Below are 19667 nucleotides of genomic sequence, written 5' to 3' on the forward strand. Positions count from 1 at the left end.
AACAGTGTTTTCCAAGTGCTTGAAGTGTGTGTTTTCTAAGATTTCAAAGTTTGGGCAAGTTAGCAGTATCCCTGAACCACAATCGAATACTGTACGGAGATTATGACACATGCTTTGTTTGGAGTCAACAATAACGCTTAACCCTATGAGATGGTTCGCTCTCGTTTGTATCTCCCTTCATCGGTGTCATTTGTGGTAATCCTACATGAGAGCGTCGTCTCGCCCGGTTCTCGTGGGTCTGCTGTATAGTATGATCGTATCCTAGTCGAGTACACCTAATTCGCGGCGTATTTCAATCTCCAGTTCACGTAACCGCTTTTGCTTGGTAACCAGTTCCTCAAACCATTCCTTGTCCTTCATGGCTAGAGCCATGTCAATCATTTCGTCGTAGTCTTCTGAACACATCATCATTCGCTCTTTGTATTCGCTCATTTGTCCAGCCTCCCATTGTTTACGTGATGATTAGCTGACCTGCCTTGCCTTGTTCCACAACTGGCGGCTAATGATACGAGGAAACACATCTTTCTGCCTAATGCCGTTCTGCTCTTTTTGCCCGTTGTACATGTTGAACCCTGTGTACGTCTCATTGTTCAAAATGTTTTGTACCTGTACGACTGTCCAAGCCTTTCCTGTCTTGGTATGGATACCAGCGTTGTTCAGCAACTTGGCGATGCGATAAGGGTTTGTTCCTTCTACATATTCCTGAAAGATGTATTTTACGGTGATGGCTTGCTGTTTATCCAGTTCAATGTTTCCGTTCCACAGCCTGTAGCCATAAGGAATACCTCCGCCAGCATATTGATTCTTTCTAGCCGTAGCGATTCGTCCGTTTCGGGTACGTTCATTGATGGTTGCACGTTCAAACTCAGCAAAACCGCCAAGCATTTGCAAGAAAATCTTCCCTTGCGGAGTCGAGGTATCCATTCGCTCCGTCACACTAATGAACGCCATGCCGTGTGGTTCCAGTTCCTCTTCGATCAAGTCCAGCAGATGATTCAATTGACGATGGATACGGTCTGATTTCGTCACGACAATCCCGCCAACCTCATGTTCGGGCTGCTGAATGTAATGCAGCATATCTTGATAACCGTCTCGTTCTATTGTGCTGCCACTAACTCCTTCGTCCTTGAAGATCGCTGCCAGTTGCCAGCCCTGACTCACGCAAAACGCTTCAATCTGCCTTACCTGTTCACTAATAGATGTGTTCTCCATCTGACTGTCCGAGGAGATACGCACATAGCCTACCCATTTCTTGACCTTCGTTTCCTTCATGTAAATGCCTCCTGTTTTTTGTAACACCATACGACCTTACGGAAGGCATTTACAACCCTCTTTATCCTTTTTGCCGCTCGTTAACCGTGATCGTGGTAAGACATTTTTACATTCATTTTTAGATGCCACGCCTTCTGCGGTAGTAAAAAGGAGCGAAACAAAGCGTGTGCTCTGTCTGCTCCTGTCTTCATCCTTGAAACTTGCTTCTCGCTTGTTGCAATATCTCGACCAACTGGTCTAACGAGCCATCACTTTTCTGCTTCTGCATACCCCTGAGTTTGCCGTTCTCCCGAATCAGTGCCGCGACATTCATCTGCACTTTGGTGATGGCATCTTCAATGGCTCTAATTTCAGCAGGGTCAGGCTTGTCCTTCTGTTCCTCCTGCTGAATACGCATTAGCATACGCCGTATCCGTAACTCTGAAAGCCGATACTCGCTATCCACCTGTACATTCGGGTCGGTTGAAACCTGATGGTACAACTCTTGTTCTTCCTCCGTTAGCGTATCTAGCCAGATCGTTTCATACAGTCCATGCTTCAAGGCGTTTTTGTTGCCTTTTAGACGTTCGCTATGCTTCGCCCTGTCCTTCGGGCCAGTAGATTTTCCACCATGCAACCTGCAACGTCCATTCTTTAGAGCCGCTTTTTTACAAGCTTCACCACTTTTCGTCTTGGCTCCGCATTGTTTCTGTTCCATTTTTATATCCCCTAACCTCATTTCATGGGGTATCGTTTCCCCGACCGGGGGAGGGCAACTTGCCACCAAGCTGTTTATCTATCTGTTTCAATACATGTTCACTATTCTTGTTCATCTTCTTCAAGGAATGACTCCTTTAATGCTTTCCTTCTACTTTCTTCCCTCTGTTTCTTATGCAACTGAAACTCCTCAAGCTGTTCCGTTTTAGCAATAAACGTAAAACAGTCAAAGTACATACGTGTTAGTTCTGCTTTCGTTTCGATCTCGTGAAGTAACAGTTCCCATAAGAATTCTTCATGTTTCGTCATTGTGCTATTTCCTCCGACTGTCGTATTTGGTTGCTCTCGTGGTTTCGTGCCTGCTGCGGTAAAATGTCCTTGCTTGTACGATTGAATAGGTGCGTCACCTAAGAGCGTTGGGCTGCATATGCTATGCCTTGGATTGCTGTACCTTGCGTTCCCAGTATCTGCGCTCGTATTCTTTTTCCTTTAATCGGTTCTCCGGCTTCTGCCGCCATCTGCGCCGATACTCACGCTCATACTGTCTTCTATATTCCCGACGTGCTTCCAATGCTTCCGGACTTAATTTCACCATAATGTTCATCCCTCCTTGGGTTACACTTTTCCTGTAGCTCTGTTGAGCGTTTCCTGTACTGCGTCTTGAATGGTAGCTACCAACTCTTCTGTAGAGCCGATCCCTTCGATTTCAATTTCGTCATCCACGATTTCAATTACGATTTCGTCGTCACCAAAGAACTTCTCTGTTGCACTCGTAACAAGTCCTTTACTCTTGGCGAGTTGTAGAGCTTCTGGATTTGCCGGTACCGGAACAGCAGATAGTTCTAGCAGTTCTTGCTTCTTGTACAGAGTGCCGCCGCCTTGTCGTGGTTCAAACTCCTTACCTTGGAAGCCAACCGAAGTTGCTTTCATGAAACCGCCTTTATATAGTTCATAGACGGTATCCGCTAAGGGGTACAGCCCTTTCATCGGAAATTCAATGTCAAATACCAATTGTTTATTCTCTACTCGCACATCCAGCGCCCGTCCAATCGGGGGAACCGTGTAGTCATGCGCCCAGAGGAACACAGGGTTTTTCTTGTAATTTTCAAGTTGCCAGCCAGTAGCACGAATGACGTCCCGATCTCTGTCCTCTGTTTCGGTTGAGCCTATAAACCTAAGAACTCTATTTTCTGTTGAACTCTTTAACTGCTTGACCTGTACACGAATTGAATGTTTCATCTGGTTATCCCTCCAGTTCTGCAAGCTGAGCCATTTTTTCAGATAATATCTGCCTTGTTTGTTCCAGACGTTCTTCTGCATCCTGAATCATTTTCGCCGCTGCTGCCTTTGCATCTTCAAGTTCTTGTTGCTGCCGATCTAGAACTGCCTCGTTATACTGTAAAAGCTGCTTGCAATCTGATGCTTCTTGCTCTAGTCTGTCTATGAGTTCTAGTGCTTGCTGGCGTGGCAGGCCATCCTTCTGACCTGCTACCGCATCCAAATGCTTCGCATGTTTCAAGAACTGCTGAATCTCTTTGCTAACCTGAAAATCTGTAAGTCCTGTTTGCTGCAACTCTGCCGCCTGTTCACGTAATTCCCTTGCTTGCTGACAGTAACTGCGAATATCATCCATAAGCTGCTCGTATGCTGCTCGAGCCTGGGCAATAGATCTCACTTCTTTTTTTGCTCCCTGTGCTAGTTGCTGGTTCTTCAACTCTTCTGCCACTACCTGTTCACGTTTTGCCATTGGTTACATCCTCCTTTGATTTTGGGCATGCAAAAAAAGCTCATTCCTACTCATGGTTCAAGTGGGAAAGAGCTTTTGAAAGTTTATCAAGTGTTTGAATTATTTAGTGTTTGGTTTGTTGGTTGTATTGTACGATCTTGTTGTTGGGGTTGTAAATGGGCTTACACAAAAATGTTGACAGATGCTATAAGTTCTTTTTTTTCATTATAATTTCAATGGCAACTCTATTATAATTTTCGAGTCCCTCATCCGTGATATCAATGGGGTCTTGCTTAGACATATAATCGGCGTTGGCTAGTGGAAAAGCTTGTCCCCCTGCAAGTATTTCGCCATGACGTCTGTTTACCTTACCTCCTTTTTCAAACAATTTTATTATTGGCTCATACAAATCTGAAAATTGGCTTGCATGTGCTTCTCCTCTATCAGCCAAAACAGCCCACTCAAGATAAGAAACACACATAGCTGTTATCAAGGAATTATTAACTTTTGCTAGAGACGGACAAATTTCAGACAGTTCAAGTTCCATATCAAATCCAAGTATATTAGCCGCGTTAAAAAAAGGATATGGAGTTTTTAAAGAGTATGTTTTTATTAGTACTGATGCTCTTCTTATATATTCTTTTACTAACGCCATATTCCACGGTTCTTCTACGCTCCCAACTTTCTCCCAGTCTATTTGATTTAATCGTTTAGCAGCCTCATCGAATCTGTTCATTTATGTTCCTCCGTCTTTAATATATAAACCCTTAATAATATTTTGATGGGTCAAAACCTGGAAAAGTTCCGTAATCGGGCTGAGGTGGAGCTTTTTCGTGCGCCCCTTTAGGATTACCCGTAAACTGCTCCAAGGTATCGCTCCAGGAATCTAATCTCCGATAAGGTTCAGGTTTCTTCCCTTCTTTACCCATCATTAGATCTCTTTCCTTTAGTTCATGATCAAGTAACTGCTTAAACCAAGCCTTTTGTTCTTCTGTAAATTCTCTTTTTTGAGCCAAAGACCAAAGGTAAGCTATTTCATCATCTGGCGAGAAATATTCTGTTTTTATTAAAATTCCTCCTGCTTTCGGTATTTGATGTTTTTCTAAAAATAAATGTTTTTTCAATTCAATTATCTTTTCAATATCTGTTCCAGTATTTTTTGATACTTCATTAACATCATCTAATCCATTATTCCTAATTTTCTCATACGTCTTAACTCCATAATCACTAATAGTATCTTCAAACAGAATCAATTCATCCAATTTGGTAAAAGATGAATTTTGCATTTCATGCTTATCAATTCTTACTAACTTACCATCCTTTGTAACAATCTCACAATAATCATCAAACACAGTCACTTTTTTCGCATGTTTGCGAATATCTTGCACGTTTTCTCCAAAAATAATCGCCTTTATTTCTCTTTCAGTGTTTAAATCAGCTTTTTCCGTCCCCTAAGTTGTAATCTTAAAGTAGGAAATAAAGAAGGTGGCAACCGTTTTACCAATTACCACCATTATATCAACTTGCCTGACGCTCTGTCAGATTAGCCGCCCGATACTCTGTCTTGTTCTTCATCATGCTGTAGATGATATTTACGAGCCTTTTCATGACACATATGAGGGCTTGCTTCTTCGTCTTGCCCTCCGCTAGCTTCCGATGATAGTAGTCATAGAAGATAGGATTCCGTTGTTTCTTGTTGTCGCCTTTTGCTACTTGGATTTGTTGGACGGCTAGATTGTGGAAGATAGCGTTCAGTACCCGATTTCCTTATCCGCTTGCTTGGTCTTTCCCTTTTCCTCCCGAACTAAAGCGGACGGGAGCAATTCCTGCAAAACGGGCTAATTTGTCGGCTTTGGAGAAACGGTTAATATCCCCGATTTCCGCCACCAATTGGGAAGCGGTCACAACATCAATACCATCCATCGACTCTAGCTTGTAATCCAGTTGGGACATAACCTGACGAAGTTGACCTTCGGTTTCCTTAATCAGTTCCCTGCTTCTTTTCATGTCCTGTACCATATTCACAACAAGGAAGTCTCTGGATTCTTGGTAGTTTCGCTTTGTCTCCCCGTCCTTCTTCACCAGTTCCAATACTTCCTCTGCCTTACGGTAGAGCAGGTGTTATGGCTTGCCTTACGTAGATAGGTTGCCAGTTCATCAGCCCCCACCGATTCCAAGTGATGAGGAGCAGGGTACTTCTCCCAGAAGGCAAGGGCGGCTTTTCCATCAATATCACAGAAGAACTTCTTGTAAGACGGATAGTGGTAGCTTAGTTGTTGGTGCAGTTGGTTTTTCAATGAACTGGCATGTTTGACCAGTGCGTTTCTTCTTGCCACCAGTTGCCCGATTGTCCAGTAAATGTCCTGCGGATTCGCATCTGGCAGTTCATCCAATCTGGATAGCAATACTTTGGCGATGCAATACGCATCCCAACTGTCGCTCTTTTGAGTAGTAGCATAACTCTTACGCTCATTATAGGAGAGAGCAGAGTTGACCTCTTTGACGATTTGTTTCTTCTCGACAAGGTGAACAGCTAATGCTCTGCCGTTGCCGCCCGTGTCTTCCAATCCATAGACAGGAGTCATTCCTTTTTTGCAATGCTTCTTGACTGTCTTCATCAGGTCATCGAAACTGCTTGGCTTGTTTTCGATTTGGATTTCATCCAGTTTCGTATTCCAACAGTCGATGATAACGGCTGTATGGTGGGCTTTGTGCAAGTCAAGCCCGACATAGATGTGTTTTTGCTTGTAGTGCATAAAAGAAATCACCCCTGTGTACGGATTCTTTGATGTATAGGAGTAAAATGGGGGCAACCTCAGTTCGAGCGTTAACCTTACGGTTCGCAATGGGACGCAAGCCTCTCCATTCACTTCCTGTTACAGAATAGCTTCATGCAAGCCATCTGCCTGTATATCTCCATAGCGGTATGTGCCGCTATAAAAATCACGTTTGTCCAAAACTCGTTTCACTTGTACTTTGGTAAATAATCTGCCTTGCCCAGTTGTAAATCCTTCTTGATTCAAGGTTTTAGCTATCTGGGTCAATGACCATGTGGGATGCTGTTCCTTGATTTCAAATACTCTGCGGACGGTTTGGGCATGTCTTTCGTCTACTTGGATACATTTCTGACCTTTCTTTGCCTTGTATCCGAAAGTAGCCCTTCCACCTGCATAGCCGCCCTGTTGGGCTTTCTTGCTTCTTCCTCGACTTAGCTTCATGGCGATTTCAAGACGTTGGTAAGCGTCTAGCAATTCCATCAAGCCGTTTATCAGGAAGTCATTCGGATCTTTCTTGTAAATGCTGTAGGTGGGTTGTTCGATGCTCCGAACGTCCACCCCGTATTTTTTGAACTCTCGGTGAACCACTACTTTCACGATATCAGACCGCCATAAACGGCTAGTATGGAGGATAACAACTGCATCAATGGTTTTACTGGCTAGAGCGGTTAACATGCTCTGAAAGCCAATTCTCTCCACCTCAAGAGCATCCTCGTTTACCTTTGCCCCACTAATACCTTCATCTATGTAGATATGGATAAGGTTTAATCCTTGCTCGAGACAATACGTACGGATTTCATCCTGCTGATACCCTAGACTGTATCCGTCTTTTGCTTGTCCGCTAGTCGAGACTCTTACGTAACCGATGACGTTCTTCATGTTGTCGCTCCCTCAGTAAACTGCATCTCACTCGTAATTAACGCCTGTTCTAACTTGAGTTGACAACATTCCGTACGTAAATCCATCTCAATACGATTAACGGCTAATACAATATCCTCTATGGCTGTACGCTGACAACGAGACCCTTCCCGAATGGTAAAGTCCAAGATAGCAGATTGATAAGTGATGCAGGTTGTTAATTTCTCATGAACAACCGCTTCTCTCCTCTGCAACTGTTCCAGTCTGTGGATTAAGTGATTCATACCATCTCCCCCTCCGTAATAGTAATTGAGATTAATGTAACGCCTAATAGATACAAATAAATTATATATCTACTAAGCGATACAATCAATCACTTTTATTAGACCCTCCCAATCCGTATACGTATAATAAAGAGAGGTTGATGTTTGGAAAGAAGGTTAGCTATGCCTATTATCGTGAAACTCAAGGAAATACTGGCGGAAAGAAACATGTCCCAACGCGAACTAGCCAGACTTACGGGATTAAGACCAAATACAATCAGTCATCTATGCTCAAATGAAGTCGATAGAGTCCATCTCAGCACGTTTGAAGTCATATGTAAGACGCTTGACATCGAACTTCATGACCTTATCGTTATGGAAGATGAGTAGCACATTGCCGCACTCCTTATTGCCGACTATAGGCTCGTAGAACCACGTTATCGGCAGATACACCCCCTTCTCTACCAGCACTTCGTAGAAACTTGTAAAACCTTATGTGTTCAGAGCCACCCGACAGGGCAGGGCGGAGAAGTGCGGCGGCGGAACTCTTTCTTTGATTCTTGAGTAAAGTATCCTTAAAAGAGTTATCCGCCGCTTTTACCAATCCCCTTCAAGAATCAAAAATCCCCCTAAATCGCAGACCGCCAATGGCGTGTCTGCTGTTTCTTCTTTAACTGATTCTTTTTTAATTCTTCTTTAATTGAGTATTGTTTATGATTATTATTAGTGAGACTGTCGGACGGTTCGTAACAGACTTTATGTCTTTCATCCAGACTCCCTGTCCTTCTTAACCGACTCTATGTCTAAATCGTGGACACATTGTCTACAGCACCATTTATGCATCCTTCAACAGACTATATGACGGTTATTCGGACAGAGAGTCTGCTGAAAAGACAGACTCATCATTACCCGTTCACATCGGGCGGAAAGCGTTTCGTAATCTCAGCTTTAAGGAACTGAGCATAGCTGTCCAGAATCTCCTTCTCAGCGAATTTATCTATGGGGAGTCTTCTCTGGTTGAGTCTCTGAAGTTGGTCGATAAACGCCTTGTACTCGTCACGTTTAACCAATCCCTGAATACAAAGTGTCAATTTTCGCTCGTCGACTTGCTTCCGTACGCTTCCGATAACCTCATGGGTCTTTTCCGACATAAGCAGATACGGATGGCAATGTAGATAATTTGGCAGGGAATAGGTGTTATTCTTACCCTGACTGACCAGAATCATCTTCTTGCCTGCCAATTCCTTGATATGACGTTCTACTGACTTAGAACTACACCCGATGTTTCTTGCCATCATTTCAATGGTCGGATAACACTGACTCTTGTCGCTCATATAAGCGATTAGGTCAATCAGAATTAACTTCTCATACGGACTCAAACCGAAGCACCGATGGATTTTATGCGGCACTTTGGTAAATCCCTTATGCTGTGACGTGAACTGACTCTCTTGACTCACCGCGTCCATGTACTCATTAGCAGCTTGGTTATTCTTAATCAACCAGAAGTTACTCATTTTCATTACCATCCTTCTCATAGTTTTATGCCGCCGTATGGCGGCTATGAAGTTGGGAAGGTGGCTAGCTATTCAACGATACCTCGCCCAATATATGTAAACTGGTCGTCACCAGATTTTTGACTCTTACACTGTTAATAGTCGGGATACCTTGTCGTTTAGTTGCGATAGATGTCTCTTTGACCGACTTATGCCCTTTCACCTTAACTACCGTTCTATGTACGCACATAGTTGCAATCATTTTGAAAAAACCGCAAGAAAACGAAGATAACAAAAAACAGGTCGATTATGGTGGTATCTGACCATAATCGACCTGTTCGATACAATGCTATTACGTTAAATAGGATATAAAATTCAAGCTTCCATGTGCGTACAGTCAAAATGAAGAAACCTTTATACGGGTATTACATGGGTTATGTGTGTGATTGCTTAAATGATAGGTTCATTCGGCACTGGGTAGGAGCTTTTTGAACAGCCTCCGCCATTTACATCAGAGAATGAAAAAACCACAACACGGGCGGCTAGCTCGCATTGCGGCATTTTTGGTTGTATTGTACGATCTTGTGGCCTAGTTGTAAACCCGGTCTACTTTCCCGAGAAATTTTCTTCAATAAAAGGGTAATTAAGCAGGCTTAAATTTTCCTTAGTAATATATTTAATACGATATTCATCTAAATTGCTATTTATATATAAAACATTATCTTTTCTTTTCATTACTGGAAATGAACTATCATCAAGTAAAAGCAAATCTCCATCAATAACTCTTAAAGTTCTTCCAGTTAATTCAAGAAATTTCCTCCACCCAATATTAAACGTCTTTGAAATCATCTGAACACTAATACGCATATTTGTATTAACGCCATGATATCTGAAATTCATCTCCTGATACTCTTCCATATCATCATCTTCATCATCTAGATCAATGTCTATCGAAAAGTAATCGCAACCAATATATACATATTGAAAACCAAGTTCATGTCGCATTTTTTTAAACTTAACTTCCTCACCTAATACATCACCCGCTAGCTCATATAATAGATCACCTATGCTGTTTCTTTCCAACTTAGTATTTATAAATAATTCGTAATCCATTCTTCCTACCTCCCAAAAGCCCTAGTAATTTGACCATCCTTAACGATTATGAGTTCATCCAGGTGTTTTAAATTTGCCTTGGGGTTTGTTTGCCTCAAAATAGTCTTTAATAGCTCATCTATATTTTCAGCAGGATAATCATCTAGATTAAGCACAATTCTTTTGGCTTGATTTTTAGTCTTGTCTTTTATTTTTTTACAAACACTATCAATTGGAGTATCGACATCAGGAGCATAGCAATCAAACACTTTCCCCTCAATTAGGAAATCAGGATTTTTCCCTTCTTTTAGACCATAACCATTTCCTCCATCAATTTCATCCAACATTTCAATATCGTAACCTTGTTCTGCAAATAAGTCGGCAGCTTCATTTTGTCTTATATTTCCTCTGCCACCTTCAGGATTTGCATAATTTCCTCTTGGTTTTCCACCTTTAGGCAACGAAGGTTCAGTTAACTCGTTGTCAATAGTACCTTTACCCGTCCCCTCAGTATCCCTCTGCTCTTGTTCTCTTCTTTCCCTTTCTTCTCTTTCTCTTCTTTCCCTTTCTTCTCTTTCTCTCCTCTCTCTTTCTTCTCTTTCTCTTCTCTCTTTCTCTTCTCTCTCTCTTCTCTCTCTCTCTTCTCTTTCTCTTCTTTCTCTTCTCTCTCTTTCTTCTCTCTCCAGGTCTTCATTCCCATCCTTACGACGATGATTCCCTCCACCACCGCCTCCATTACCAGGCAAATCGTCATGCCGCATCCAATAAACCATAGGTTGACCCGTAACAGCATCTCTGAGAACTACAATTCTTCCATTAAACACACCCTTCATCTGCTCAATGAACTTATCAACTATTTCTTTTAATTTATTCAACGACTCTGCAAAACTCTTAGCCGCCGTCTTTAGCTTTCCATCCTTAAGAATGACGTGCATTACTTCATTGTTACGAGAATCAGGCAAAAGGGCACCTTTCCCATTTCCCTCTTGATCACCAGACTTTTTCTTGCCATTCGGCCCATCCAGCTTATCGGCCATTTTCGCAGTCCGCATAACAGTTGTACCTGTACCAGCACTAAGAACGGTTACCGCTACCTCTGCTACCACCATGTCTTTCTTAAACTCATTCTGACCCTTCGCATAGCTCTCGTCTTCCGATCTGGTCCACAAGCCGCCGTTAAACAAGTTATCTTGTTTGTATTGGGCGTCCTTCGCGAATGGATCGAGATACTCGTTGTAAAGACCTTCTCCCAGCTTCCCTATATCTGAAAGGATTTCATCGCCCGACTTCTTGCCCGAAAACGTATCTCCCACATAATTGAGCGTGTTGTTTACGCCTTGCTCGATGCCTTTCACGATGCCATTGCGTTCTCTCAGTGTGCCTACTTCTTCGCCGCTTACAAATTCATATAAATCTTGCGTGTTCTCTTCTCCCGCAAGTCCTGTCAGCAGCATGTCCCCGGCATCTACTGCGGTATTCCACAACCCCGCCAAAGTATCTCCAAAGGCATCTAACTTCCCTTTTACCTCAGCAACCTGGTTGTTGAAGGCTCTACGGGCTATGATGGCAGCCTGACCGTTTTCCTTCAAATCCTGTTCAAACGCACTTAATATCATCGGAAACGCCTGACGAACGGTCGCCTCCAGCTTAATTTCCTCACTACTGGATTTGTTTTCCTCCAATAGTTCTATCGTATTCGACGCCGTTTTCATGTTCAAGCTCTCAGTCCCGGACAAATACACAGCCGCACCACTCAAGCTCAGCGCACCACTCGCACTGATATTCACATCCGAGGTACTGTTCAGACTGATGCCTACATCCTTGTTCATCGAGATGTAGAGCATCCCTTCCTGAGCAGTCATCGTCAGCTCTTTATCCCCGAGCGTAAACTCTTTCCCCTGCGGATTCCCAAACGACTTCACACCGGGGTCCTGCATTTGCCGATCCTGCTTCTCGGCGGCTGCTCCTTTTGGCGCATGACGTACGGAGTTCATGACCATGCCGTCGTCTTCATCGGCGCTTGGGAAGTACAGCTTTACTTTCGAACCGAGCTCTGGCATGAGGTACAAAATCTGGTTGCCTTCCGCCGCGTACGGGAACCACTGAGCTTTGCTTGGCTCTTGCTTTTTGTCCATGTTCAGGTGGAGCTTGACCTGATTGCGTCCGATTTGAATCACTTTTCCGTCGATCGCCGCACCGATGATGGCCTTGTTGTACAGCTTCGATTGCTTGACGGCTTCAGGCACGGCGCATACGTAGCTCCATCTCAGGAGTCCCTGCTCCAGCTTCCCAGTCACTTTCGTAATGACAAACGTTTGGCCTTCCCGCTGCACCTCATCCCCGATTTGTAGCAGGTCTTCGTACTCGAATGCGTACGTCGTGTAATGATACTCGCTGACGGACGAGGAGCCGTTTGCGGCTTTTTTCATGTACGGCGCGATGGCCCGGTTGACCTCGTACGAAGATTCTTCTTCCAGCTTGATTTGCTTGCGTCCCTCGGGCATGCCGATCCACAAGCGTACCTTATGCGCACTCAAATCCGGTACGAGGACGGCTCCGACATGGGACGCGATTCGCTTTAAAAAGGTCCAGTCTGTCTCCTCGTACTGCATGATGTATTTGCCCTGCTTACGGTCGTCGAAGGCTTGATCGATGACATCTCCACCGTGATAGACGGACATGATCTCATCTACGACATCCCGGTACAACCGATTCACTTCTTGAAACGAACGTATTTTCACGCTCATGTCCAAAGCATATGTATGCGACACGGCCTGTAGCGTGACGTAGTGAATGTCGCGTACGACCTTGATCTCCACATGATCCAAGCGCCCCATGAAAATCGGCTGCTTCTGCCCGCCTTCCACTTTGTATAGCTCGATGGGATCGTGGGTGCCGGCACGATTGATGATCTCGTCCTCTTTTTCTTCCGGGACAATTCCTGTGATCGTGAGCCTGGCATGCGTGCCTGTCTGATGGACGAACTCCAGCTGATCTAGCCGGATCGGTCCATATGGCCAAACGAATTTTATATCCTGATAGGTCATGACCCCGCTTGTACGCTGCATGTTCTCTCCCCTCCTTCTCTAGCAAGCAATGGGAAGCGTCAATCCTGACCGTCTGTTTCAATCGTGATGATGCCTGACAGATTGCAGACTAGCTGCGACTTGCTCAGCAAGGCATGCTCGTTGTCGATGAGCACATCGTGCTTTCCATCTGTCCATTTCGAGGTCGTCTGTGGCACACACAGTCCTCCTCCTGCCGCTGTGCAAAACCCAAAGCATCCGATGTTCACACCAGGGACATGATCGGCAACATTCATGACAGGCTTATCTAGGCTATAAACGCCATGGCACAAGGGCAAATTCAATATGCCGGGGTCGGTTCCCTTGCTACACTTGAGGGTCGCTCCCCGCACGACATATGAGTACTCGGGGCTGAACAACCCCATTGCAAGTGCTTGAAGTAACGCTAGCATCTTTAGACCTATCCCCCTTTCCAAAAAAATCCTCTGCAAGCAACTTCCATATTCCGTCTTATTTTTACATTCCATCTAATAATCGGGATAAACTGGAAAGTAATTTATGGGTCAAACGTCCCGTTTCCTTATTTTTCTAAATAACCCAAAAAGGCCTCCACCAACTCTGCAATGGTTGGGGAAGCCTTCCTGAAAGAAAAAGCATTCTCGTTATATGGTTACACTCTCTTCGATGACCAGTTCACCGTTTGTCGCATCGAGACTGGCCTCTACGCCCAGAGGGAGAGCAATGTTGCATGCGCCATGTCCGATCTGAATGTTCCAGATGGTCGGTTTTCCGTACGGCACGACGATATTTTGAAACACATCCCAGACAGAGAAGCCTTCGCGCTTTTTCGGCTCACAATCGGTCCATGTCCCGATGACGACGCCCGCACAATCATCAAACAAGCCGCCTTGAGCAAGCTGTGTCAGCATGCGGTCAATCCGGTACGGCTCTTCGTCGATATCCTCGAGGAACAACAGCTTGCCTCTCGTATCGAGCTGGTAAGGCGTCCCCATCAAAGCAGAGACGAGGGCGAGATTCCCGCCGACTACGGGTCCAGCTGCCTGACCTTCGACGAGACAGACGATTTCTTCCCCCGGCGGATTAATGATCGCTCCCAATGGCTCGGGGCGAGTCATGGCACGCAGCAAATATTGCTTGGACCAGTCATCCAGTCCATGTGCGATGTCTGAGGTTGCCATCGGTCCGTGAAGGGTAGCCAGATTCGCACGCTGTCCGAAGACGGTATGCAGCGCCGTAATGTCGCTGTAGCCGATAAACAGCTTCGGGTTTTGGGCGATGAGGTCATAATCGAGCAAGGACAGTATTTGCGGGGAGCCGTAACCGCCGCGCATGCACATGATCCCGTCCACTTCCTCGTCGACGAACATGGCATTCAGCTCAGCCGCCCGTTGCTCAGGGGTTCCCGCCAAATACCCACCGTACGCTTCTCGGCACGTATCCGATATTTTCACCTTGTATCCCAAACCTTGCAGCTCTGCCATTGCTTTGTTCAGTACTTCTTCTGTAGCAGGACTAGAGGTTGCCACTACTCCGATTGTATCTCCCGCTCGCATTGCTTTCCCTTTGTTCATCTGTCCAGTCTCCTCCTCCGGGTTCTCTCCCCATTATCGTACATCTGTGTCACATGGTGCATAGCCATTTTCGCAGCTTGCGACTTGCAGACGGCTGACTGATTCCGAGCGCTTCCGCTACCTTTGTCGTCGTCTTATGCTGCTCATACGCCCGGTGCACGAGCTGGCGTTCCACCTCATCCATGGCATCCTGCATCTGCATTACACGATCGACCTTGATCCCTTTGTTCACACTAGTCTCTTGGTTATGAATATAACGCGGAATTTGCGCGGGTGTAATGAAGACATCGTGAGACGTGACGACGAGCCGTTCCACCACATTTTCCAACTCTCGTACATTGCCAGGCCAATCGTATTCACTGAGGATGCGATAGCAGGTATCTGCGAGTTGTCTTTCCAAACAGTACTTTTGCGAAAAGACATTGAGAAAGTAATGAACAAGCACGGGTATCTCTTCCTGCCTTTCGCGCAGCGGTGGAATTTCCAATGGTACCACGTGAATGCGATAGTACAAATCCTCGCGAAACTTGCCTTCCTTGACCATTTGCCGCAGGTTTTTATTCGTGGCAGTGATCAGCTTTACATCTACTTTTCGCGAAACAGAGCTGCCTACGGGCGTAATGGTTTTTTCTTGCAACACATTCAGCAGCTTCACTTGCAAGGAGAGTGACATTTCCCCGATCTCGTCCAAAAACAGCGTGCCTCCATTTGCCTTCTCAATTAAACCTGCCTTACCATCTTTGAACGCTCCTGTAAAAGCACCCTTTTCATAGCCAAACAGCTCTGACTCCAGCAGTGTCTCAGGAATGGCTCCGCAGTTGATATGCACGAATGGCTTGTCCACCCGCGGACTGCACTCGTGGATGTATTTTGCCAGCACGCCTTTTCCGACACCTGATTCTCCTAACAGGATCATGGATGATTCTACCTGCGACAGTTTTTTGGCCATCATCGCGACCTGCTCCATGGACTGACTGCGGTAGATCAAGCTCGTCTCTCCTTTTTGTCTGTTGTTCTCCTTCGTCATTTCACTCTGCAAGACCGTGCTGACGTACTTGACTTCATGTAATTCCTGCTGGAGTTGCTCCTGGCTCGTGATATCAATGAACGTATGGATCACTCCGCTAAAATTCCCGTCCTGATCCCAAATCGGTGTGCCTTCCACAAAAAGCTTGTGATTTTTGCGGGTGGTTTGAATCGTGTGTACCTTTTTCTTGTCGCGAATGACCCGCATCGTAATCGTTGGAGCAAAATAGCCGAGGTGATGAAACTCCTCGATACGCTTGCCCATCATCTCCCTGGGATCGATTCCGAAAAATTCTTCATATCGTTCCGAGCCATACAAAGTCCTGCCTTCTGCGTCTGTTACGTGCACGATATCAAACAGCGAGCCTATCAGGGCTTCATAATCGATCATGGCGCTCTCTACCTCCCGTGCCCCCCGCATCTTGTGGAGTGACACGTACATAGCGATTCGTCGGTCTGCCTACCCCACCATAGCTGACATCCATTCTGACACTCCCGCTCTTCTCCAGATAGTCCAAATACCGTCTGGCCGTCACTCTCGCGATCCCTACGCGTTCGGCCACGTCATCTGCCGAGAGCGGCTGACTCTCTTTCTCGATCTGGCGCATGATTTGCTCCATCGTGACAGCGTGCAGTCCCTTCGGTAGCACTGCCCTGCCTGTAGTGGCATCGTCTTGTTCTTTTTCTGGACTTTTGCGGAATAACAGCTGGTCGACCTCATCCTGGGATGCGGTTCCCTCCCAATCAATCCGTCGGCGAAACTCTCGATAGTTGTCCAGCGACTGCTTGATCCGTTCAAACTGAAACGGCTTGATAATATAGTCCATCGCCCCATTGCGCAGCATGGACTGAATCGTGGTCTTGTCCTTTGCAGCTGTCACGACGATGACGTCCACAGCATGTTTGGCGGCGCGCAACTCCATCAGCGCCTTCACCCCGTCCTGGATCGGCATGAAAATATCAATGATCACCAAGTCAGGTGTGAGCTCATTCACTAGCTTGAGTCCATCTGCCCCGTTGGCTGCAATTCCGACCACGACAAAGCCCGGGACGCGCTCTATGAACTGCTTGTTGATTTCCTGTACCATCGGATCGTCTTCCATTATCAGTACACGAATGTTGTCGTTATCCTTCTCCATGGCTCTCCACCTCCCCCATCGGAAACGTAATGAGAAAGCTGGCCCCTTCTCCTCGTGCCGAATGGCATACCAGCTCGCCTCCCCCTTTATTGACCAATTGCTGCACCAGATGCAGACCAAGTCCACGGTGCGCTCGTTCTTTCGTAGAATATCCCCGTTCCAGCATACGTTGGCGCGTCTCTTCGTCCATGCCGATTCCATTGTCCTCCACCAGAATGGAGCAAATCTCTTCGTCTTGCTCGATACTGATCATGATCTCCTTATCCTCGCGTTCGATTCGCTCCAGTGAATCAAAGGCATTCTCGATCAGATTCCCCAAAATGAGCACGAAATTATGATGATCCATGTACGGTGGAAAGCATTCCAGATGACTCCTGCGATCAATGACGACACGGATGCCCAGCTCTCTTCCGCGACTTACTTTGCCAATCAAGAGCCCAGATAAATTCTCATCCATGATCCGCGTCGTTAAAAAGGAGGTAAGCTCCTCCTGCTGCTCGTTGACCTCGAACAAATACGCGAGTGCCTTTTCATGCTGATGGAGCTGGAGCAAACCTGCGATGGTATGCAAATGGTTCATGTGCTCGTGATTTTGTACCCGCAGTGCACCTACGAATTCTTTTACGCCTGTCAGCTCCTCCGCCATTCTCGCCACTTCTGTTCTGTCCTGAAAAATCGCAATGGCGCCGACGACCTTTTCCTCGACCTTGATCAGAAAACGGTTGGACCAGAGCAGTGTATTGCCGACGTGAATTTCCGTGTTGGTAAAATTCTGGCGTAGCTCCAGCACTTCTGGTAATCTGGTGTCGTGCAGGACAGACCGTATGTGTTTGCCCAGCACCTCTCCTTCTATGCCAAAAATTTGCTTCGCTCTGTCGTTAAAGATCGTGATTCGCTCCCGATTGTCGATGGCGATAACTCCCTCGTGCATGGCATGGAAGGTCGCGGTTCGCTCTACCAGGATTCGTGCGATTTCGTCCGGCTCTAGGTCGAGCATCTGCTTTTTCATGTGACGGGCCAACTGATAAGAGCCCCACACCCCGAACAATAAGGAGAAGAAAAAGGTCAGCGCGATATTGTTTCGCTCACTGTACAAGATCCCCCAAACATCCGGCATCACACGTCCGACCAAGACAACACCCACCTGCTGATGCTGGTCATCCATGATCGGCACGTAGGCCCGCAGAGCCGTTCCCATCTCTCCTTTGACTTTTTGAAAATAGGAGTGCTCGGCATAGGCCTCATCAACCGCAGGGTCCATAAACACGGTACCAATCCGCTCATCTATTGGGTCTGAGTAACGGACACGCTCCCTATTCAGTACGACGATATACGTCACATCATTGACGACGCGCAGGCTGTTTGCTGTCGGTTGGATGACCTTCCACCCGTCTGGTTCCTGAATGCTTTTTTGTACATTGGGAATCGTCGCAACCGTGCGCGCTGTGGTCATCAGCCGTTGTCCCAGTTGGGTTTCCGTAATCCGAATAATCCCTCCGGCCATGATCAAGTTTCCGATGATCAAGGAAAAAAGAACGATTCCTACGGAGAGTAGCATTATCTTCCATTTGATTGTTAATCGTTCAAACAGGTTCGTTCTTTCCTTTCCATTGGGTTTATACTCAAATTCATTAAACGTAAGCAGGTGTATGAAAATGAAATCGTTGGTAACCAGTACATTCATTGTCCTGCTCGGACTTGTGAGCGCTGTCATTATAGGCTTCAGATCAGATTTCCTGATGGAAAACAGAGGATACGACGAAGAACAGGTGGGGCTGTCCAATCAAATCATTATCAAGTTCAGCCATGTGATTGCGGAAAACACGCCAAAGGGTCTGACTATCGAACGCTTTTCCCAGCTAGTGAAGGAAAAGACAAACGGACGTGTTGAGGTCCAGGTCTTTTCCAATAGTATCCTCCACACCGAGAAAACTGAGATGGCTGCACTGCAAAACGGCGAAATCCAGATGATCGCCCCTGCATTCTCCTATCTGTCAAACACGATTCCCGAGTGGGCTGTCCTTGATCTGCCTTATCTGTTTCGATCGCAAGAGGATGTCGAAACGGTATTCAATGGGGAAATCGGCCAAATACTATTCGACAAGCTTGAAGATTCTGATATGAAAGGACTGGCCTTCTGGGGAAGCGGCTTTAAGCAAGTGACAGCCAATCGTCCGTTGGTCATGCCTTCCGATTTTGTCGGCCAACGTTTGCGTATCATTCCAGGCAACGTGATCGAAGCTCAGTTTCGCACGCTTCAGGCAATCCCTGTAGGCTCTTCCTTCAATGAATTATACAGCATGCTAGCTGCCGGAAAAGTAGACGGCGAAGAAAATACAATCTCCAATGTGTACACCAAGCGGCTTTACCAAGTACAAAAGCACATGACCATCAGCAATCACAGCTATCTGGGCTACGCCGTCGTGATTAATAAAACGTTTTGGAACAATCTCCCCGCCGATATTCAGCAGGCCATATCGGAAGCGATGCAAGAAGCGACAGCTTACAATAATCAATTGGCTGTTTCGATGAATGACAAACAGCTGCGCTTGCTCCAAGAAAATGGGGGAATGCACATCCACATACAGACAGCAAAAGAACGTGCGGCCTGGATCACAGCGTTGCAGCCAGTCTACGATCAGTTCGCTCCGAGTATCGGAGAACCATTGATGCAGAAAATCAGAGAGCTCCACCAACGCCGGTGAAG

21 protein-coding genes and 1 pseudogene are annotated in these 19667 nt (G+C 46.0%); 2 read left to right on the forward strand and 20 right to left on the reverse strand.

The annotated features are described in order from the left end of the window. Positions 1-261: 261 nt before the first annotated feature. The 12 genes and pseudogenes from POF51_RS20175 to POF51_RS20230 all read right to left on the reverse strand — a co-directional run bounded on the left by POF51_RS20175 (position 262) and on the right by POF51_RS20230 (position 7613). Positions 262-432, reverse strand: a complete 171-nt coding sequence (locus POF51_RS20175; RefSeq protein WP_139135917.1) for an IDEAL domain-containing protein — start codon at positions 430-432, stop codon at positions 262-264. Between the two features lie 30 nt (positions 433-462). Then, entirely contained in the window at positions 463-1272 is an 810-nt protein-coding gene (locus POF51_RS20180; protein ID WP_244521715.1) for a recombinase family protein, read from the reverse strand. Positions 1273-1459: 187 nt separating this feature from the next. Continuing rightward, the gene (locus tag POF51_RS20185) at positions 1460-1969 is read right to left on the reverse strand and encodes an HGGxSTG domain-containing protein (protein WP_242774763.1); all 510 of its coding nucleotides are present in this window, start codon (positions 1967-1969) and stop codon (positions 1460-1462) included. A gap of 101 nt (positions 1970-2070) precedes the next feature. Beyond that, positions 2071-2277 (reverse strand): hypothetical protein, encoded by a 207-nt coding sequence (locus POF51_RS20190; RefSeq protein ID WP_271755978.1) that lies wholly within the window; start codon positions 2275-2277, stop codon positions 2071-2073. A 121-nt stretch (positions 2278-2398) separates the two neighbouring features. Beyond that, positions 2399-2563, reverse strand: a complete 165-nt coding sequence (locus POF51_RS20195; RefSeq protein WP_271755979.1) for a hypothetical protein — start codon at positions 2561-2563, stop codon at positions 2399-2401. A gap of 20 nt (positions 2564-2583) precedes the next feature. Further along, positions 2584-3207, reverse strand: a complete 624-nt coding sequence (locus tag POF51_RS20200; protein ID WP_271755980.1) for an HK97 family phage prohead protease — start codon at positions 3205-3207, stop codon at positions 2584-2586. A gap of 4 nt (positions 3208-3211) precedes the next feature. Further along, positions 3212-3715, reverse strand: a complete 504-nt coding sequence (locus POF51_RS20205; protein ID WP_271755981.1) for a hypothetical protein — start codon at positions 3713-3715, stop codon at positions 3212-3214. A 184-nt stretch (positions 3716-3899) separates the two neighbouring features. Beyond that, a complete protein-coding gene (locus tag POF51_RS20210; protein ID WP_271755982.1) occupies positions 3900-4430 on the reverse strand; it encodes a hypothetical protein in 531 nt (176 codons plus the stop codon). A gap of 31 nt (positions 4431-4461) precedes the next feature. Continuing rightward, positions 4462-5082, reverse strand: a complete 621-nt coding sequence (locus POF51_RS20215; protein ID WP_271755983.1) for a hypothetical protein — start codon at positions 5080-5082, stop codon at positions 4462-4464. 130 nt (positions 5083-5212) lie between these two features. Then, positions 5213-6450, reverse strand: a pseudogene (locus tag POF51_RS20220) (IS110 family transposase). Positions 6451-6570: 120 nt separating this feature from the next. Further along, a complete protein-coding gene (locus POF51_RS20225; protein ID WP_271755984.1) occupies positions 6571-7350 on the reverse strand; it encodes a recombinase family protein in 780 nt (259 codons plus the stop codon). Further along, entirely contained in the window at positions 7347-7613 is a 267-nt protein-coding gene (locus tag POF51_RS20230) for a hypothetical protein (protein WP_271755985.1), read from the reverse strand. The genes POF51_RS20225 and POF51_RS20230 overlap by 4 nt, the downstream gene beginning before the upstream one ends. Positions 7614-7775: 162 nt before the next feature. Between POF51_RS20230 and POF51_RS20235 the strand changes: the two genes are divergently transcribed. Further along, complete coding sequence (locus POF51_RS20235) at positions 7776-7982, forward strand: helix-turn-helix domain-containing protein (RefSeq protein ID WP_054977408.1); 207 nt, start codon at positions 7776-7778, stop codon at positions 7980-7982. A 515-nt stretch (positions 7983-8497) separates the two neighbouring features. Here the strand turns inward: POF51_RS20235 and POF51_RS20240 are convergent. The 8 genes from POF51_RS20240 to POF51_RS20275 form a co-directional block, all read right to left on the reverse strand. Beyond that, positions 8498-9106: a helix-turn-helix domain-containing protein gene (locus POF51_RS20240; protein WP_271755986.1), complete on the reverse strand. Its 609-nt coding sequence runs from the start codon at positions 9104-9106 to the stop codon at positions 8498-8500. A gap of 585 nt (positions 9107-9691) precedes the next feature. Next, positions 9692-10198: a hypothetical protein gene (locus POF51_RS20245; RefSeq protein WP_271755987.1), complete on the reverse strand. Its 507-nt coding sequence runs from the start codon at positions 10196-10198 to the stop codon at positions 9692-9694. 5 nt (positions 10199-10203) lie between these two features. Continuing rightward, the gene (locus tag POF51_RS20250; RefSeq protein WP_271755988.1) at positions 10204-13245 is read right to left on the reverse strand and encodes a late control protein; all 3042 of its coding nucleotides are present in this window, start codon (positions 13243-13245) and stop codon (positions 10204-10206) included. 38 nt (positions 13246-13283) lie between these two features. Further along, the gene (locus tag POF51_RS20255; RefSeq protein WP_069846252.1) at positions 13284-13655 is read right to left on the reverse strand and encodes a DUF4280 domain-containing protein; all 372 of its coding nucleotides are present in this window, start codon (positions 13653-13655) and stop codon (positions 13284-13286) included. A gap of 210 nt (positions 13656-13865) precedes the next feature. After that, on the reverse strand, positions 13866-14795 hold the full coding sequence (locus POF51_RS20260; protein ID WP_069846254.1) for a S66 peptidase family protein: 930 nt from the start codon (positions 14793-14795) through the stop codon (positions 13866-13868). 49 nt (positions 14796-14844) lie between these two features. Beyond that, the gene (locus POF51_RS20265; protein WP_069846256.1) at positions 14845-16212 is read right to left on the reverse strand and encodes a sigma-54 interaction domain-containing protein; all 1368 of its coding nucleotides are present in this window, start codon (positions 16210-16212) and stop codon (positions 14845-14847) included. Beyond that, positions 16199-16960 carry a response regulator gene (locus POF51_RS20270; protein ID WP_271755989.1) on the reverse strand — a complete coding sequence of 254 codons (762 nt, stop codon included), beginning with the start codon at positions 16958-16960 and terminating at the stop codon, positions 16199-16201. Before POF51_RS20270 ends, POF51_RS20265 begins: the two co-directional genes overlap by 14 nt. Continuing rightward, positions 16947-18518: an ATP-binding protein gene (locus tag POF51_RS20275; protein ID WP_271756018.1), complete on the reverse strand. Its 1572-nt coding sequence runs from the start codon at positions 18516-18518 to the stop codon at positions 16947-16949. The genes POF51_RS20270 and POF51_RS20275 overlap by 14 nt, the downstream gene beginning before the upstream one ends. 97 nt (positions 18519-18615) lie before the next feature. On the opposite strand from POF51_RS20275, the gene POF51_RS20280 reads away from it, so the two are divergent. After that, on the forward strand, positions 18616-19665 hold the full coding sequence (locus POF51_RS20280) for a DctP family TRAP transporter solute-binding subunit (protein ID WP_069846265.1): 1050 nt from the start codon (positions 18616-18618) through the stop codon (positions 19663-19665). Positions 19666-19667 lie beyond the last annotated feature (2 nt).

It is taken from the genome of Brevibacillus sp. AG (assembly GCF_028369215.1).
Classification (GTDB): domain Bacteria; phylum Bacillota; class Bacilli; order Brevibacillales; family Brevibacillaceae; genus Brevibacillus; species Brevibacillus porteri.

Bases quoted from the DNA above. Each gene is read 5' to 3' on its own strand.
- POF51_RS20260 (WP_069846254.1), bottom strand. From the start codon at position 14,795: ATGAACAAAGGGAAAGCAATGCGAGCGGGAGATACAATCGGAGTAGTG.
- POF51_RS20225 (WP_271755984.1), bottom strand. From the start codon at position 7,350: ATGAAGAACGTCATCGGTTACGTAAGAGTCTCGACTAGCGGACAAGCA.
- POF51_RS20205 (WP_271755981.1), bottom strand. From the start codon at position 3,715: ATGGCAAAACGTGAACAGGTAGTGGCAGAAGAGTTGAAGAACCAGCAA.
- POF51_RS20185 (WP_242774763.1), bottom strand. From the start codon at position 1,969: ATGGAACAGAAACAATGCGGAGCCAAGACGAAAAGTGGTGAAGCTTGT.
- POF51_RS20275 (WP_271756018.1), bottom strand. From the start codon at position 18,518: ATGCTACTCTCCGTAGGAATCGTTCTTTTTTCCTTGATCATCGGAAAC.
- POF51_RS20245 (WP_271755987.1), bottom strand. From the start codon at position 10,198: ATGGATTACGAATTATTTATAAATACTAAGTTGGAAAGAAACAGCATA.
- POF51_RS20280 (WP_069846265.1), top strand. From the start codon at position 18,616: ATGAAATCGTTGGTAACCAGTACATTCATTGTCCTGCTCGGACTTGTG.
- POF51_RS20265 (WP_069846256.1), bottom strand. From the start codon at position 16,212: ATGATCGATTATGAAGCCCTGATAGGCTCGCTGTTTGATATCGTGCAC.
- POF51_RS20270 (WP_271755989.1), bottom strand. From the start codon at position 16,960: ATGGAGAAGGATAACGACAACATTCGTGTACTGATAATGGAAGACGAT.
- POF51_RS20195 (WP_271755979.1), bottom strand. From the start codon at position 2,563: ATGGTGAAATTAAGTCCGGAAGCATTGGAAGCACGTCGGGAATATAGA.
- POF51_RS20180 (WP_244521715.1), bottom strand. From the start codon at position 1,272: ATGAAGGAAACGAAGGTCAAGAAATGGGTAGGCTATGTGCGTATCTCC.
- POF51_RS20250 (WP_271755988.1), bottom strand. From the start codon at position 13,245: ATGCAGCGTACAAGCGGGGTCATGACCTATCAGGATATAAAATTCGTT.
- POF51_RS20255 (WP_069846252.1), bottom strand. From the start codon at position 13,655: ATGCTAGCGTTACTTCAAGCACTTGCAATGGGGTTGTTCAGCCCCGAG.
- POF51_RS20200 (WP_271755980.1), bottom strand. From the start codon at position 3,207: ATGAAACATTCAATTCGTGTACAGGTCAAGCAGTTAAAGAGTTCAACA.
- POF51_RS20240 (WP_271755986.1), bottom strand. From the start codon at position 9,106: ATGAGTAACTTCTGGTTGATTAAGAATAACCAAGCTGCTAATGAGTAC.
- POF51_RS20235 (WP_054977408.1), top strand. From the start codon at position 7,776: ATGCCTATTATCGTGAAACTCAAGGAAATACTGGCGGAAAGAAACATG.
- POF51_RS20230 (WP_271755985.1), bottom strand. From the start codon at position 7,613: ATGAATCACTTAATCCACAGACTGGAACAGTTGCAGAGGAGAGAAGCG.
- POF51_RS20175 (WP_139135917.1), bottom strand. From the start codon at position 432: ATGAGCGAATACAAAGAGCGAATGATGATGTGTTCAGAAGACTACGAC.
- POF51_RS20210 (WP_271755982.1), bottom strand. From the start codon at position 4,430: ATGAACAGATTCGATGAGGCTGCTAAACGATTAAATCAAATAGACTGG.
- POF51_RS20190 (WP_271755978.1), bottom strand. From the start codon at position 2,277: ATGACGAAACATGAAGAATTCTTATGGGAACTGTTACTTCACGAGATC.